A 15,440-nucleotide genomic window follows, 5' to 3' on the forward strand; every position below is an offset into this window, starting at 1 on the left:
GCTGGAGGACATCCTGGAGGAGCGCCTGCAGGAGGTTCGGACCCGCCGCGGCCGCGCCTGAGCCGCACGACGCACGATGACGGCGCCCCCGGGGTTTCCCCGGGGGCGCCGTCGTGTCTGCCTTGAGCGCGGTGCAGGCGGCCTGGTCTCAGTGCCGGCCGGGCTCGACGATCTCGCCCTCGATGGCCCGACCGCCGTCGACCACCACCGGCTGTTCCGGCTGCCGGGCCGGTTGCGGCGCACCTTGGCGCACCCGCACCGTGCGGGGCCCGAACAGGTCACCGGCGACCATCGACGACACCCGCCGCTCGGTGGCGCGGCGCACCCCGGCGCGGGCCAGTCGACGCACCGGCGGCACCAGCAGCAGCAACCCGACAACTCCGCTGACCAGGCCGGGCACCGCCAGCAACAGCGCACCGGCCAGACCGACGAGCCCGTCGGTCACCTGACCACCCGGGGGCTGCCCGGCCGCCGCCGCGGCGCGGAAACCACGCCAGGCGCGCATCCCCTCGCGGCGCAGCAGCACCAACCCCAGCAGCGACGCGGCGAACACCAGCAACACCGCCACGCCGAACCCCAGCGCCCGCCCCACGCCGACGAACACCGCCAGCTCCAGCACCACCGCCAGCAACAGGGCCAACGGTACGAACCTCAGTCCTCGGCGCATCTCACCTCATCGCCATTCCTGCGGACACCACGGACGTGTTCCGCTCATCCAGCATGACACGGCCGCGCTCACCGCCACCGTGCCTGACCCGCTCACGGCCACCGTGCCTGGCCGGTGGCGGTGCCGTGCAGGCCCCGGCGCACCGCCTGGCGCCGGTCGCGCACCCCCCAGGCGGTGATCCGCCACAGCGCCTCGGCCACGATCTTCGGGCTCATCTTGCTGTCGCCGCGTTCCCGCTCGGCGAAGGTGATCGGCACCTCCACGATCCGCACACCGGCCCGGTGCGCCAGCCGCGACAGCTCCACCTGGAACGAGTAGCCCTGCGAGGTCACCGAATCCAGGTCGATGGCGTCCAACGCGCTGATCCGGTACACCCGGTAACCGCCGGTGGCATCCGAGACGGGCATGCCCAGCGCCAGGCGCGCGTACAGGTTGCCGCCGCGCGACAGCAACAGCCGCCGCAGCGGCCAGTTGAGCACCCGCGCGCCCCTGGTCCACCGGGAGCCGATCACCACGTCGGCGTCGCGGGCGGCGTCCAGCAACGCCGGCAGGTCCTCCGGGGCGTGCGAGCCGTCCGCGTCCATCTCCACGACCGCCTGGTAGCCACGCTCGCGCGCCCACCCGAACCCGGCCAGGTACGCCGCGCCGAGGCCCTGCTTGCCCTGGCGGTGCAGCACCTGCACGTGCGCGTCGCCGTCGGCGAGGGCGTCGGCGATCGCGCCGGTGCCGTCGGGGCTGTTGTCGTCGGCGATGAGGATCTGCACCGCCGGGGCGGCCCGCCGGACCCGGCCCACGATCACGGCGATGTTGTCGGCCTCGTTGTAGGTGGGGATCACCACCAGCACCCGGCCCACCCCGGGCACCTCGTCCGCGCGTCGGATCGTATCGGTCGCCTGGATCACGGTTCCTCCGCTCCCGCCGGCGTACCGGCTGTTGCTATCCGGGCCTGACCCGCTGCCGCCGACGCAGCACCGCCGCGCCGACCAGGGCCGCCGCGGCCAGCGCGGCGAGCGCCACCTCGGGCCACCAGCCGAGGCGGGTGGCGAGGGTGCGTCCGTCGTCGAGCCGCAACTGCCGCACCACGACCTCCCGGGTGTTGAACCCGGTGGCATCGCTTACCCGCCCGTCGGGTGCGACGAACCCGGACACCCCGACCGTGGAGGCCATCAACGCCGGACGTCCGTGCTCCACCGCCCGCAGCCGCACCATGGCCATCTGCTGGCGGGCCTCCGCCACGTTGAAGGTGGCGTTGTTGGTCTGCACCACCAGCAGTTGCGCGCCGCCGGTGACGGTGTCGCGGACCACCTCGTCGTAGGCGACCTCGAAGCAGATCACGTCACCGAGCACGGTGGGCCCGGCGCGTACCACGCCCGGGGTGCTTCCGGGCACGAAGTCGTTGCGGATCAGGTCGACCTTCTTGCTGACCATCCGGGCCACGTCGCGCAGCGGCACGTACTCGGCGAACGGCACCGGGTGGCGTTTCGTGTACAGCTGCTCGAGGTCCGCGCCGGTGCCAGGGCGCCACAGGATGCCCGCGTTGCGGACCTGCCCGGCGTCGGGGCCCAGCAGGACCGCGCCGACCAGGATCGGCGCGCCGATGGTGTCGGCGGCCTGGGAGATGCGCGCACCGGCGGTGGGGTTGCGCAGCGGGTCGATGTCGCTGGAGTTCTCCGGCCACACCACCAGGTCGGGTCGCCGCTGCTGCCCGTCGGCGACCCGCTCGGCCAGTTCGATGGTGGCGTCGACGTGGTTGTTGAGCACCGCCTGCCGTTGGGCGTTGAAGTCCAGGCCCAGCCGTGGCACGTTGCCCTGCACGATCGCCACGGTGACGGTGTCGCCGGACCCGGCGGTGGCGACCGGCACCAGCAGACCCCCGGCAGTCAGCGCGACGGCCACGACGGCCGGTACGACCACAGGCGTCCACCGCCGCGCCACCGCACCCCCGGCGGGTGCAGGGCCGTCCAGCGGGCCGTCAGAGCCCGGCACGGCGTCGCTCGGCGTGGTGGTGTGCTCAGGTGCGTGGCGCTGGGCGGTGACCCAGCCCCGCCAGACGGCGGTGACCAGCAACCCGCCGATGAGGGCCACGACGAAGGTGACCAACGGGGCGCCGCCCAGCGCGGCCAGCCGCAGCAGCGGTGAGCTGTCCTGACTGAACGCCAACCGCCCCCACGGGAACCCGCCGAACGGGGTGCGGTCACGCAGCGCCTCCTGCCCGACCCAGAGCAGCCCGGTCAGCGCCGGCCACGCCCAGCGGGCGCGGTCGACCAGCGGCGACACCCAGGCGGTGGCCGCGCCCAGCAGCGCCAGGTAGCCGGCCTGCAGCAGCGACAGCAGCACCCACGGCAGGTAGCCGGTGTGCAGGTTCGTCCAGTCCAGCAGTGGGGCGAAGAACGCCACCCCGGTCAGGAAGCCCAGGCCGGCGCCGGCGCGCAACCGCCGCCGGTGCGCGGCGGCGGCCAGCAATGCCACCCCGACCGGCGCGAGCGGCCACACCCCGTACGGGGGGAACGCCATCAGCAGGGCCAGCCCGGCGGCCACGGCCAGGGGTACGGCGGCCCGCAGCGGCAGCGGCCGACCGGCAATGACCGGCCGGGGCAGCGCCGCCGGCGTGTGCGTCTCATCCCGGTCCAGGGTCGTCACCGCTTCACCTCGATCACGGGGCGAAGGTTACCTGGCTGGCGGGTGAACCGGCCGCGTCGGGCCGTCGGGCACGAACCGCCCGGGGGACATGAAATCGGGGCGCGGCTCGCGCCGCGCCCCGATGCTCCCAGGCCCTTCCCGGCCGGTGTGGCGAGGATGGGGCACGACGACCTTCGGACCGACCGGACGTGGACTGGCTGCCCCCGCCGGGCCGTTGTCTACTGGCCGTGCACCTCACCCTGCCCGTACACCGGTAACCGCGGCCGGTTCGCGCCGCCCCGCCGACCCCCGCCCGCTGGACCTGGCCGCCGCGACGATGACGCTCAAACATGTCGCTCGGCCAGCGGACGAAGGGACGAAGCGAACAACAGCCGCTTCCCGTGGTAGGACTCAAAGACGGTACGTGCCGACCCCCGTCGGTTGTCAACCCGCAGCCGGCCTGTCGTGTGTTGCGACACGGCGTGTCGGGTCGGCGAGTCTCAATGCGTACGCAGATGCTGACGCAGCAGCGACTGCGCGGCCGCCCGGTGCTCCTCGGCGAGCAGCCCTCCGGCGGCCAACACGTAGTCGGCGTCGACCACCGCGGCGGCGGCGCGCGGCAGCGCCCACCCGCCGGCGTGGTCGGCCAGGACCGCCGTCAGCACCTGCCCGGACACGTCCGCCGGCGAGTGCCGCAGCACCCCACCGGAGCCCACCAGCATCCGCACGTCGCGCAGGTCCCGCCCGGCCCGCTCACCGGTGGCGGCGCCCCGGGCGTGCCGGCGCAGCGCCACCGTCGCGGCGAGGGTGGCGATACGCCGGTCCACGGCCCGCTCGACGTCGTCGACGGCCAGGAACGCCGGGTCGGCCGCCCGTCGCGCCGCCGCGGCGGCCAGATCGTCGGCTTCGCCGGCGGCGAGCAGCCGCTCCTCCATGGCGGCCCGCACCACCCCGGGGGCGCTCCACCGCATGCCCAGATCGCCCTCCACGGTGCGGGCCCGCCACAGGCTGCCGGCGACCTCCCGACCCGGCCCGGTGGCCCGCTCGTCGGGCGTGAGCACCGAGTACACGTCGGTGGTGGCCCCACCCACGTCGACCACGGCCAGGTCACCGCCGAGGGTGTCGGCGAGCACCTCCACACCGGTGAGCACCGCGTCGGGGGTGGCCGCCCGCACCAACCGCGCGAACCGGGCACCCCGCGACAGTCGTTTACCGCCGATGACGTGGCGCAGGAACACCGCGCGGATCGCCGCCCGCGCCGACGCCGGGGCGAGCACCCCGATGCGCGGCAGGACGTTGTCGGCGTCGGTCACCGGCACACCCGCGTCACGCAGCAGCCCGGTCAACTCCTCGCGCACGTCGGCGTTGCCCGCGTACACCACGGGCCGGCGCCACCGGGCCCGGGCCAGGCGGGTGGCGTTGTGGGTGATCGTGTCGGCGTCGCCGCCGTCGGTGCCGCCCACGAGCAGCACCACGTCCGGGCGGGCCGCCCGCAACGCTGTCAGGTCGGCGGCGCCGAGTCGCCCGGCCGCGACGTGCACCACGTGCGCGCCGGCGGACAACCCGACCCGCCGGCCGGCCTGCGCGGTGACCAGCGGCTCGTAGCCGATCACGGCCAGCCGCAGCCCACCACCGGCCGACGAGCACACGTACCAGGGAACGTCGCGCACGCCGAGCCCGGCGGTGGCCGCCGCGACCGCGGCGTCCAGGCCGTGCAGCACGTCGGTGCCCACAGTGGTGGGCGCCGACGCCGCGCCGGCCAGGACACCGGCGGCCAGGTCCACCACCGCCACCTTCGTGTACGTGGAGCCGACGTCGGCGCAGACCGCCAGGGTCACGACGCGGCGGGGACGACCACGGTGCCGGTCGCGGTGACCGCCACGATCGGCGGGTCGAGGACCTCGGCGGCGGACGCGGAGCGGTCCGGGCGACCCCGGCACACCACCGCGCAGCTCAACTCCAGGGTGCGGCTGCGGGTGCCCACCCGCGCCACCCGCGCGGTGACCTCGACCACGTCCCCGGCGTGGACGGGCGCGTGGAAGCGCACGTCGGCGTATCCGGCGAACAGGCCCTCGTCGCCGTCGGTGCGGATGCACACCTCAGTGGCGACGTCGCCGAACAACCCGAGCGCGTACGCCCCGTCGACGAGGTTGCCGGCGTAGTGGGCGTGCGAGTACGGCACATACCGCCGGTGCGTCACCGTCAACCCGAGTCGTGCGTCGGTCATGCCATCGCCTTCCGTTGCGTGATCAGGGCGTGCACGAGGTAGCTGGCCACCTCGCCGGGCGTGGTGCCCCGACCGAAGATCCGGTCCACGCCCAACTCGTCGGTCATCGTCTCGTCGAAGCGGGGCCCACCGACGATCAGCAGCGGCCGCCGTCCCGCCGGCATCGCCTCCCGGAACGCGGCGGACATCTCCCGGGTGTTGTGCAGGTGCGCGTCGCGTTGGGTGACCACCTGCGACACGAGAACCGCGTCGGCCTTCTCCGCCCGGGCGGTCTCCACCAGCTCCGGCACGCTGACCTGCGCGCCCATGTTGGTGACCTTCAACTCCCGGTAGTACTCCAGGCCCTTCTCCCCCGCGATGCCCTTGACGTTGAGGATCGCGTCGATGCCCACTGTGTGCGCGTCGGTGCCGATGCACGCCCCGACCACTGACAGCTTGCGCCGCAACCGCTGCTTGATCACCGTGTTGACGTCCTTCGCCGACAGCAGCGCGAAGTCCCGTTCCACCACCTGCACGGCGCCCAGGTCGACCAGGTGGTTGACCCGCCCGTAGACGACGAAGAACGTGAACCCGTCGCCCATCGGCTTGGCGTGCACCACCATCGCCGGGTCGATGCCCATCTTGTTGGCCAACTGCACCGCCGCGCCCTCGGCGCGCTTGTCGTGGGCCACCGGCAGGGTGAACGACACCTGCACCATGCCGTCACCGGTGGTGTCCCCGTACGGGCGCACGATCTGCTTCTCCCCGCTCACGCCGCCGCCTCCAGGATGTCGGTGGCCGGGTTGCAGTAGTCGGCCTCGTGCGCGGCGACCCCGGACAGGCCCTTGCCGCGGTCCGCGGGCCGTTTCATGATCCCGAAGGTGCCCTCGGCGATCGCCGTGAGCAGCGTCTGCTCCCCGATGCGCTCCAGCAGGTCCAGTGCCTCACCGAGGACCTGGTTGGCGCGGCGACGGATGAACCCGCCCGGCGCCGGCACGAAGTCCTCGTGCAGCCCACCGGCCGCGCCCAGGACGTAACGCACGTTCTGCAGGGCGATGTCCCGGTCGGACAACCACGGCGTCACCACCGCCTCGGTCATCATCCCCACCAGCAGGATGCCCTGACCGGTCAGCGCGCCAGCCAGGTTGAAGAACCCGTCGAGCAGGTTGCCCCGGAACACGTCACCGGTCATGTGCTTCGTCGGCGGCATCCACTTCAACGGCGCGTCGGGGAACAACTCCCGGGCCAGCAACGCGTGCGCCAACTCCAACCGGAACGACTCCGGCACCTCCGGGTTGATCTCGAACGCGTGCCCCAACCCCAACTGCCAGTCCGCCAACCCCGCCTCGTGCGCGAAGAACTCGTTGAGCAGCTGCGACACCGTCACCGTGTGCGCCTCGTCGACCGCGTCGGCGGTGGTCAGGTAGTTGTCCTCACCGGTGTTGATGATGATCCCGGCGCGGGCGTGCACCTGCCGGGAGAACCGCTGGTCGACGAACGTGCGCACCGGGTTGATGTCGCGGAACAGGATCCCGTACATCGAGTCGTTCAACATCATGTCGAGGCGTTCCAACCCGGCCAGGGTCGCCATCTCCGGCATGCACAGCCCGGAGGCGTAGTTGGTCAACCGCACGTAGCGGCCCACCTCCTTCGACGACTCGTCCAACGCCGCGCGCATCAGCCGGAAGTTCTCCTGGGTGGCGTACGTGCCGGCGAAGCCCTCCCGGGTCGCGCCCTCGGGCACGTAGTCCAGCAACGACTGCCCGGTGGAACGGATCACCGCGATCACGTCCGCGCCGGCGCGCGCCGCCGCCTGCGCCTGCGGAATGTCCTCGTAGATGTCGCCGGTGGCGACGATCAGGTAGATCCACGGCCGCTGCGCCGGGTCGCCGTGGCGCTTCACCAGCCGGTCCCGCTCGGCGCGCCGCCGGTCGATGCGCCGAATGCCTGCGCCGACGGCCTTGCGCGCCGCCGACCGGGCCGCCGTGGCCGCCCGCCCGGTGGGCTGGGTGAACCGCACCGACCCGGCCGCGGCCTTCTGCGCCAGCAACGTCACGTCGGTGCTGCCCTCACGGACCAGGGCGTCGAACACCGGCACCGCCACCCCGTGACCCAACCCCACGTCCGCGGCGACCGCGTCGACGAGCCGGTTCACCCACGGAATGCCGTCCGGGTCGGCGCCGGTCACCCCGGCCAACCGCAGCACCGCCCGCTCCACCGACACCGTGGTGTGGCTGCGCGCCAGGTCCACCACCGGCTGCCCGGCCCGACGCGCCAACTCCCGCGCCCGCGCCACCAGCACCGGATCAAGATCAAGCTTCCCGGTCATGATGACCCTTCCTCATAGATGACCTCACCGCGCAGCACCAGACGCCGGCACACCGGCAGCGGCGTCGGGTCGTCCGGACCCCGCGCCTCCGGGTCCTCGGCCTGCAACACCGGCAGACCCCGCTCCACCCCCGCCGGCGTCGACCACACCGCGAACGTCGCCGGCGCACCCAACGCCAGGACCCCCTCGACGTCCAGGTGCACCGCCCGCCACCCGCCCCGGGTGTGCGCCGCGAACGCCGAACGCACACTCATCCGCTGCGCCGGGTTGTGGTGCGCCACCGCCGCCCGCACCGACCCCCACGGGTCCAGCGGCGTCACCGGCGAATCCGACCCGAACGCCAACGCCACCCCCACCGAGTGCATTGCACCCATCGGGTTCGACTCCAACGACCGGTCCAACCCCAACCGCGTCTCGTACATCCGGCCCGCGCCACCCCACAACCGGTCGAACGCCGGCTGCATGCTCGCCACCACCCCGTACTCCACGAACCGCGCGATCAACGCCTTGCTCATGATCTCCGCGTGTTCGATGCGGTGCCGGGCCGCGCGCAACCGCTCCACCCCCACCGTCCGCGCCGCCGCCGCGAACCCGTCGAGGACCGTTCCGATGGCCGCGTCACCGATGGCGTGGAAACCGCCCTGCATGCCGTGCGCCGCGCAGTCCAGCAGGTGATCGCGCACCTGCTCGACCGACAGGTACCCGTGCCCGCAGCCGTCACCGTCGCCGTACGGCTGCGACACGTGCGCCGTGCGCGAGCCCAACGCCCCGTCGGCGAACAGGTCCCCACCGGCGCCGACCGCGCCCAACTCCCGGGCCCGCGCCGCGCCACCCAACTCACCCCAGTACCCGTACACCTCCGGCAACCCCGCCCCGGAGATCCCCAGCAGACCGGTGAAGTCCTCCTCGTCGGAGATCTCCGGGCCACCACACTCGTGCACCGCCGCGATCCCCAACGACGCCGCGTGGGCCAGGGCCACCCGCTGCGCCGCGACGCGCTGGGCCCGACTCACCGACGCCTGCGCGGCCGCCCGCACCACGTGGTGCGCGTCGCGCCGCAACCAGCCCGACGCGTCGTACCCGGCCGCCTGCGCCGCCTGCGGGCACGCCGCCAGCAACGCCGACGACACCAACGCCGAGTGGATCGACGCCTGCGACAGGTACACCCGCCGACCACCGGCCGCCCGGTCCAGCGCCGCGGCGTCCGGCAACGTCGGATCCGACCAACCCGACTCGTCCCAGCCGTGCCCCAGCACCACCGCGTCCGCCGGCAGACCCGCCGCGAACCCCGCCACCGCGTTGAGTAGCTGCCCCGCCGAGCGCACCCCGGACAACGCCAAGCCGGACAACGCCAACCCGGTGTCGGTGGCGTGCACGTGCGCGTCGACGAACGCAGGCGTCACCAACGCCCCGCCCAGGTCCACCACCCGGTCGGCCGGCGGCGCGTCACCGTCGGTCCCCAACCAGGCAATCCGCCCACCGGACACCAGCAGCGCGGTGGCGCTCGGGTCGGCGGGGCAGTGCAGCACGCCGCCGCGATACAACGTCGAGGGGTTCGTCATGACCTCAGTCTGCCGCGACCCGCGCCGCGAACAGCTGACGCACCCCCGGCTCGGCCCGCAGCAGCCCCAGCGCCAACTCCGCGTGCCCCGGCACGTACCCGTTGCCCACCAGCATCGTCACGTCCGCCGCCAACCCCTCCGCGCCCAACGCGGCAGCGGAGAAGCTCGTCGCCATCGAGAAGAAGATCACCGTGCCGCCGTCCGCGGTGGCCAGCACCGCCCCGTGCTCACACCCCGGCACGTCCACGCAGACCACCGTCACGTCCGCCGGCACCCCCAGCGCGGTGGTCACCGCCGTGGACAACCCCACCGGGTCGCGCGCGTCGGCCAGCGCCACCACCGACGCCAGACCGGCGGCCGTCAGCGCGTCGCGCTCCGCCGCCACCGGCACCACCCCGACGGTACGCGCGGCGCCCGCCCGTCGCGCCGCCGCGAGAGACAGCGACCCGCTCTTACCCGCCCCACCGATCACCGCGACCCGCACCGGCGTCGGATCACCGCTACGCCGACGATCCTCGACGTAGCGCGACACCACCCGGGCCGTCAGCGCGGGCGCCCCGCACACGTCCAGCACGGCGAGGGACAACTGGGGGTCCTCGTCGTCGGGCAGCACCGCGGCGATGGAGCGCGCGAACAGGATCGCCCACCCGTCACAGGGCACCTGCTCGCTGCGCCCGTCCCAGCGGGCCAACCCGTCCGTGATCACCAGGGGCGTCAACGTCAACGACACCAGGGTGGCGACCCGCTCCCCCGCCCTGAGCCCCAGCGGGGACCGCCGACCGGCCTCCTCGACCGTGCCGATCAGCATCCCGCCCGACCCGGTCACCGGGTTCTGCATCTTCCCCCGCGTGGAGATGATCTCCAGCACCTCTGCGCGGACCGCGTCACCGTCCCCGCCGTGCTTCTCCGACAGCTGCCGGAAGCTCGCCGCGTCCAGGTTGAGCCGCTGCACCCGGATCCGCACCTCGTTCGGCGCGATCGCCGCCGACGTGTCCAGGCGCCAGGCTGCCTGCGGCAGCACCCCCGCCGGTTGCACGACGCGGTGCAGTCCCACCGGTGACGTCACGCCAACCTCCCCCTGCCAGCCGTTCGAAGCCCCGGTCAAGGCTCGCGTAACGGGAAAACTTACGGCAGACTAGTTTCTGTACCGAATATTTTCCAGTAGCCTTCGGGCTTCGATGATCAGCCGCAACACCGAGGAGGGGCCGTGACCCAGACCCAACCGGTTGAGACCATCCCTCAACCCCGTCACGCCCCGGTCGCCGTACCGACCGCCGGGCAGCCCTACGAGTACCACCGCCGCCCCCTGGTCGAACCCGACTGGACCCGCTTCCCCGGCTGGCGCCACGTCACCCGCGACCAGTGGGAATCCGCCCAGTGGCAGCGCGTCAACTGCGTCAAGAACATCAAGCAGCTCCGCGCCGTCTTCGGTGACCTGATCGACGAGACCTTCTACGCCGACCTCGAGGCCGACCAGAGGGCCCTGGCCACCATGTCCATGCTGGTGCCACCACAAATGATCAACACGATGGTGCCGTTCGCGACCCTCACCACCGAGGCGCTGCTCGCCGACCCCATCCGCCGCTACATGATCCCGGTCGCCTCCGACCGCCGCACCGACTGGCCGTCACACCCCTACGCCAGCCGCGACAGCCTGCACGAGCACGACATGTGGGTCGCCGAAGGCCTCACCCACCGCTACCCCACCAAGGTCCTCGCCGAGCTGCTCTCCACCTGCCCCCAGTACTGCGGGCACTGCACCCGGATGGACCTCGTCGGCAACTCCACCCCCGCCGTCGACAAACTCAAGCTCACCCTCAAGCCCGTCGACCGCTACGACGCCCACATCGCCTACCTCAAGGCCCACCCCGGCGTCCGCGACGTCGTCGTCTCCGGCGGCGACGTGGCCAACGTCCCCTGGCGCAACCTCGAGTCGTACCTCATGCGCCTGCTGGAACTGGAGACGGTCCGCGACATCCGGCTCGCCACCAAGGCCCTCATGGGTCTCCCCCAACACTGGCTGCAGCCCGACGTCGTCGAGGGCCTGGAGCGGGTGGCCCGCACCGCCGCCCGCCGCGGCGTGAACCTCGCCATCCACACCCACGTCAACCACGCCCAGTCGCTCACCCCACTGGTCGCCAAGGCCGCCCAGACCGCCCTCGACGTCGGCGTCCGCGACGTCCGCAACCAGGGCGTGCTCATGCGCGGCGTCAACGCCACCACCCCGGAACTGCTCGACCTCTGCTTCGCGCTCCAGGGCGAAGCCGGGATCCTGCCGTACTACTTCTACATGTGCGACATGATCCCCAACGCCGAACACTGGCGGGTCCCCGTCTGGCACGCCCAGCAGCTCCAGCACGACATCATGGGCTACCTCCCCGGCTACGCCACCCCCCGGATCGTCTGCGACGTGCCCTTCGTCGGTAAGCGCTGGGTGCACATGCTCACCGACTACGACCGCGAACGCGGCATCTCCTACTGGACGAAGAACTACCGCACCTCCATCGAGTCCGCCGACCTGGAGGCGCTCAACAAGCGCTACGCCTACTACGACCCGATCGACACCCTGCCCGCCGACGGCCAGCAGTGGTGGAACGACCACCGCGACGACTGACCCACCGACGACGACACCCCCGGGGAGACCACTCCCGGGGGTGTCGCGCACTCCGTGGTCAGGCGCAGCCCAGACCCTGCGAATAGCTGGCCCGCAGCGTCCCGGTCGCGATCTCGTCGGCGTACTCCCAGAACACCTCCGGCCAGTCACCGGCCTTGTCCATGTCCCGCAGCACCCGCCACCCGTGGCTGCTCCGCAGCGCCTCGACGGTCCGCCGCACCCCGGCCTCGTCCCCGCTCGCCCTCGCGCGCTGCCACTCAGCGATCCACCCGCAACCCACCCGCGACGTCACAGCGGCACCGAACTGGTAGGGATCGTTGATGCCGACGTCAACCAGCGCCGCCACGTCGAAGCCCGGCGGGAGCGGCACGTCCGCGAGCACCTCGGCCGCCCGCGCCAACGCCCGCTCGGGAATGACGACCTCCGGCGGAAGCGCACCCAACCACGTACGCGCATCCACTCGGACCACATTGGCGAGGACCCGGGCGAACTCCTTCCGGGACCAGTCACCCCCGGTCTGCAACTCGACGAAGACCCCGTCACGGGGACGGAGCAACACCTCGAAGTCGCTGGCGGAATACTCGAACTGGTCACCCGGCCAGCCATCGACCTGCACAGCCTTCGGACGATTGACGTGGAGCCGGTCGGCGTAACGGTCGGCGTAACCGTCAGCCGAATACCAGTCGAACTCCAACTCGCGTCCACCCTTGCGAAAGGTGATGGTGCCCATCTCCTGGGTGAACCCGTACACGGTGGTCGCCTTCCAGCCGGGCTGGTTGATCAGCAGCCGCGGATTCTTCTCCGCGGCCCGCATCGCCACCGGCGAGTAGACGACCGGAGCACCGGCGCTGGGAGCGGAAGCCACCTCCCCGACCTCTCCGGGCTCGCCCGGCAGAACAGAGACGGCCAGGACCCCGGCGAGGACCACGACCACCGCCGCCACGCCAGCGAAGCGACGCACTCTCGGTTGCCGTCGGGGTGGTTGCACGAACCGACCGAGCGTCGACTCGGACATGATCTCGCCAAGGAGGGTCTGCTTCACCCCGTCGAGCTGTCCAACGAGGTCCAGCCGAGCGGGATCGGCCTCTCGAACCAGCCGGTCAAAGTGTTCCTCGGTCATCTCTGCTCCTTCCGGGTGGCTGCGGTCAGCACGTCGAGTACATGTCCAGGCGGCCCGAGGTCATCACCGACCATCTCCCGCAGCCTGGCTCTCGCACGCGACAGTCGTGTCCGCACCACGGCGGGACCGACCCCGAGGACCGCGGCCACCTCGCGCGGCTGCAAGCCCTCCCACACGGTGAGCATCAACACCTCACGGTCCAGCTCACCCAGACCCGCCAACGCCGCCCGGACAGCGAGCCGCTCGGGCACCTCACTGCCCGGATCGGCGGCGACCGCGGCGGCGATCTGCTCACGTAGCCGTTCACCCAGCCGCTGGCGGCGAACCCCACCCCGGTGATGGTTGGCCAGCACCCGCCGGGCCACCCCGTACAGCCAGAGCCGAGCCTCGTCGTCGGCCGGAATGTCATGCCTGCGCCGCCAGGCGACCAGGAAGGTCTCCGCGACGACGTCGGCCCCGTCCTCGGGATGCGCGACACGCCTCAGCGCGTACGCCAACAACGGCTCGAAGTGCTCAAGGTAGACGCGCCGGAAGCGGTCCTCGTAGTACTCAATGCCGGAGCTCACGTTCACTCCATGTCCGGTGGGACCTCAACCGTGACAGGTCGCGCGAGCCCGTTTCCCCGATTTCAACCCGGCCGCTCCCCTGGCGTGCACAGTGCCGCACCCGGCGCGACGGGCCGTCAGGTGGTCAGCACCTCGGACAATGGCGCCGGCACCAGCCCTCGCTCACGCAGCCCGGCCAGGATGTGCGGCAACGCCTCGTCCGTCATCGCCGCGTTCGCCTCGGTCACATGCATGATCACGACTGACCCGGGGCGGACGTGGTCCAACACCGCCCGCACCAACGGCTTCCACGCCGTCGCGAATGGATCGCCGCTGACCACGTCCCCGTCAACCACCGTCACACCCAGCGGCGCCAACGCGTCCAACGCCGCCGCGTCGTGGCACAACCCCGGAAAACGGAAGTACCGGGTCTGCCGACCCCCGTACGGCGCGATCACCTCGAACGTCTTCGCCACATCGCCGGCCAGCTCGTCGACCGGCAGCCGGGGCAGGTCGTAACAGTCGGCGGTGAACGCCGCGTGCCCGTAGGTGTGGTTGGCCAACTCGAAGCGCGGGTTGCCGGCGATCCGCCGGGTCACGTCCGGATACCGCTTGACCCACTTGCCGGTCAGGAAGAACGTCGCCGGCACCTGCTCCCGCTCCAGCAGGTCGAGGATGCGCAGATTCGCGTACGACTTGACCCGGCCGGCCCGCAGGCTGGCCAACATCCCGTCGGTCATGTCCGCGTCGAAGGTCAGCGCGACCTTGGCACCGGTGCGCGGGCCGTGATCCACCACCGGCGCCCTGCTCCCCACCCGCGTCGCCCCCGGGAAAGCCGGAACAGCCGGAACCGTCGGCGTCGGGACACTCTGTGGGGTGGCGGGAGCCGTTGGCGTCGGAACCGCCTGCGATGCGCTGGCCGGCGGCGCGGCCGCAGAGGCGGACGAGCCGACGAAGACCGGCCCCTCCGGCGGTGGCACCCGGGACGCCGTGCACGCGACACTGCCGACAACGGCCGCCGCAACCAGTACGCCACACCACAATGGGCGAAGGCGGGGTCGGATCACGCCGCAGATCATCGCAGACGCGAAAGCGCCTCACTGTCCCGCGCGCACCGTCTCGAACGCCGCCGAACGCACCTCGCCCACCCGACTCACCTAGACCCCGAGCAGCCAGCGGCCCCTGGCAAGCAGGCATTGCGCGTCAAGCGTCGGGGCGGTGCCGCTCCGGTAAGCGATATACCTCAGAGGTATAAATATGACTCCCAGGTATACGGCTCACCAGCGAATCTCCCGCCCGAGAGGCCGCCGAGGCCGCCGCCGCAGTTGGGGTCGAGCAGGGCCGCGCGGGGCGTACATGGTGACCGCCACGCCGAGCAGGCAAAAGGGCCAGCGCCGCCAGCACCAGGGAACGCAGCACGACCGGTCCCCGGGCGACGGTGCGCCCGGGGACCGGTGGACCGCTCAGGGTCACTTCGTGAAGGAGTCCTTCACGTTGCGACCAGCGTCCTTGACGTTCTGACCGGCCTGCTTGGCGCGCGCGTCGCTCTCCTGGCTGGCGCCCTCGCCACGCATCCGCTCGTTGTCGGTCATGTCGCCGACGCGCTCCCTCGCGGCGCCGGCCATCTGCTCAACCTTGTTCTTTGCCTTCTCGGTGAAGCTCATCGCGCCTCCTCGGTCTGGCGGTTGTCCCGGCACGCTTGCCCGGTCTCCGGGTGCCGAAACCGGCGGTGCCGGTCGGCACACCCCGTAAGGCATCCTAGGAAGATAGGTAGTGGG

General features: G+C 72.2%; 14 protein-coding genes. 1 reads left to right on the forward strand and 13 read right to left on the reverse strand.

Going from position 1 to position 15,440, the window contains the following annotated elements:
• Positions 1–148: 148 nt before the first annotated feature.
• The 9 genes from MED15_RS00005 to kdd all read right to left on the reverse strand — a co-directional run bounded on the left by MED15_RS00005 (position 149) and on the right by kdd (position 10,449).
• A complete protein-coding gene (locus tag MED15_RS00005; RefSeq protein WP_112587984.1) occupies positions 149–667 on the reverse strand; it encodes an FxsA family protein in 519 nt (172 codons plus the stop codon).
• A 92-nt stretch (positions 668–759) separates the two neighbouring features.
• Positions 760–1,569 (reverse strand): polyprenol monophosphomannose synthase, encoded by an 810-nt coding sequence (locus MED15_RS00010; protein WP_244220309.1) that lies wholly within the window; start codon positions 1,567–1,569, stop codon positions 760–762.
• A 34-nt stretch (positions 1,570–1,603) separates the two neighbouring features.
• A complete protein-coding gene (gene lnt, locus MED15_RS00015) occupies positions 1,604–3,307 on the reverse strand; it encodes an apolipoprotein N-acyltransferase (protein WP_112734512.1) in 1,704 nt (567 codons plus the stop codon).
• 479 nt (positions 3,308–3,786) lie between these two features.
• On the reverse strand, positions 3,787–5,124 hold the full coding sequence (locus MED15_RS00020) for a glutamate mutase L (RefSeq protein ID WP_112587988.1): 1,338 nt from the start codon (positions 5,122–5,124) through the stop codon (positions 3,787–3,789).
• Positions 5,121–5,513 (reverse strand): 3-aminobutyryl-CoA ammonia lyase, encoded by a 393-nt coding sequence (gene kal, locus MED15_RS00025; protein ID WP_112587990.1) that lies wholly within the window; start codon positions 5,511–5,513, stop codon positions 5,121–5,123. Before kal ends, MED15_RS00020 begins: the two co-directional genes overlap by 4 nt.
• Complete coding sequence (gene kamE, locus MED15_RS00030) at positions 5,510–6,265, reverse strand: lysine 5,6-aminomutase subunit beta (RefSeq protein ID WP_112587992.1); 756 nt, start codon at positions 6,263–6,265, stop codon at positions 5,510–5,512. Before kamE ends, kal begins: the two co-directional genes overlap by 4 nt.
• Positions 6,262–7,821: a lysine 5,6-aminomutase subunit alpha gene (gene kamD / locus MED15_RS00035; protein WP_091398261.1), complete on the reverse strand. Its 1,560-nt coding sequence runs from the start codon at positions 7,819–7,821 to the stop codon at positions 6,262–6,264. Before kamD ends, kamE begins: the two co-directional genes overlap by 4 nt.
• Positions 7,818–9,383 (reverse strand): amidohydrolase, encoded by a 1,566-nt coding sequence (locus MED15_RS00040; protein ID WP_112734513.1) that lies wholly within the window; start codon positions 9,381–9,383, stop codon positions 7,818–7,820. Before MED15_RS00040 ends, kamD begins: the two co-directional genes overlap by 4 nt.
• Positions 9,384–9,387: 4 nt before the next feature.
• On the reverse strand, positions 9,388–10,449 hold the full coding sequence (gene kdd / locus MED15_RS00045; RefSeq protein WP_112587997.1) for an L-erythro-3,5-diaminohexanoate dehydrogenase: 1,062 nt from the start codon (positions 10,447–10,449) through the stop codon (positions 9,388–9,390).
• A 141-nt stretch (positions 10,450–10,590) separates the two neighbouring features.
• Between kdd and MED15_RS00050 the strand changes: the two genes are divergently transcribed.
• Positions 10,591–11,997: a KamA family radical SAM protein gene (locus MED15_RS00050; protein WP_112700295.1), complete on the forward strand. Its 1,407-nt coding sequence runs from the start codon at positions 10,591–10,593 to the stop codon at positions 11,995–11,997.
• 58 nt (positions 11,998–12,055) lie between these two features.
• On the opposite strand, the gene MED15_RS00055 is transcribed toward MED15_RS00050, so the two are convergent.
• The 4 genes from MED15_RS00055 to MED15_RS00070 form a co-directional block, all read right to left on the reverse strand.
• On the reverse strand, positions 12,056–13,117 hold the full coding sequence (locus tag MED15_RS00055; RefSeq protein ID WP_112734514.1) for a hypothetical protein: 1,062 nt from the start codon (positions 13,115–13,117) through the stop codon (positions 12,056–12,058).
• Entirely contained in the window at positions 13,114–13,683 is a 570-nt protein-coding gene (locus tag MED15_RS00060; protein WP_112734903.1) for an RNA polymerase sigma factor, read from the reverse strand. Before MED15_RS00060 ends, MED15_RS00055 begins: the two co-directional genes overlap by 4 nt.
• Before the next feature lie 116 nt (positions 13,684–13,799).
• Positions 13,800–14,459 (reverse strand): polysaccharide deacetylase family protein, encoded by a 660-nt coding sequence (locus MED15_RS00065; RefSeq protein ID WP_112588005.1) that lies wholly within the window; start codon positions 14,457–14,459, stop codon positions 13,800–13,802.
• A gap of 672 nt (positions 14,460–15,131) precedes the next feature.
• The gene (locus tag MED15_RS00070; protein WP_112588007.1) at positions 15,132–15,326 is read right to left on the reverse strand and encodes a CsbD family protein; all 195 of its coding nucleotides are present in this window, start codon (positions 15,324–15,326) and stop codon (positions 15,132–15,134) included.
• Positions 15,327–15,440 lie beyond the last annotated feature (114 nt).

The organism is Micromonospora noduli, assembly GCF_003264475.1.
Lineage (GTDB): Bacteria > Actinomycetota > Actinomycetes > Mycobacteriales > Micromonosporaceae > Micromonospora > Micromonospora noduli.

Coding starts and splice junctions, on each gene's coding strand:
- MED15_RS00005 (WP_112587984.1), bottom strand. CDS start 667: ATGCGCCGAGGACTGAGGTTCGTACCGTTGGCCCTGTTGCTGGCGGTG.
- kal (WP_112587990.1), bottom strand. CDS start 5,513: ATGACCGACGCACGACTCGGGTTGACGGTGACGCACCGGCGGTATGTG.
- kamD (WP_091398261.1), bottom strand. CDS start 7,821: ATGACCGGGAAGCTTGATCTTGATCCGGTGCTGGTGGCGCGGGCGCGG.
- MED15_RS00040 (WP_112734513.1), bottom strand. CDS start 9,383: ATGACGAACCCCTCGACGTTGTATCGCGGCGGCGTGCTGCACTGCCCC.
- MED15_RS00055 (WP_112734514.1), bottom strand. CDS start 13,117: ATGACCGAGGAACACTTTGACCGGCTGGTTCGAGAGGCCGATCCCGCT.
- MED15_RS00070 (WP_112588007.1), bottom strand. CDS start 15,326: ATGAGCTTCACCGAGAAGGCAAAGAACAAGGTTGAGCAGATGGCCGGC.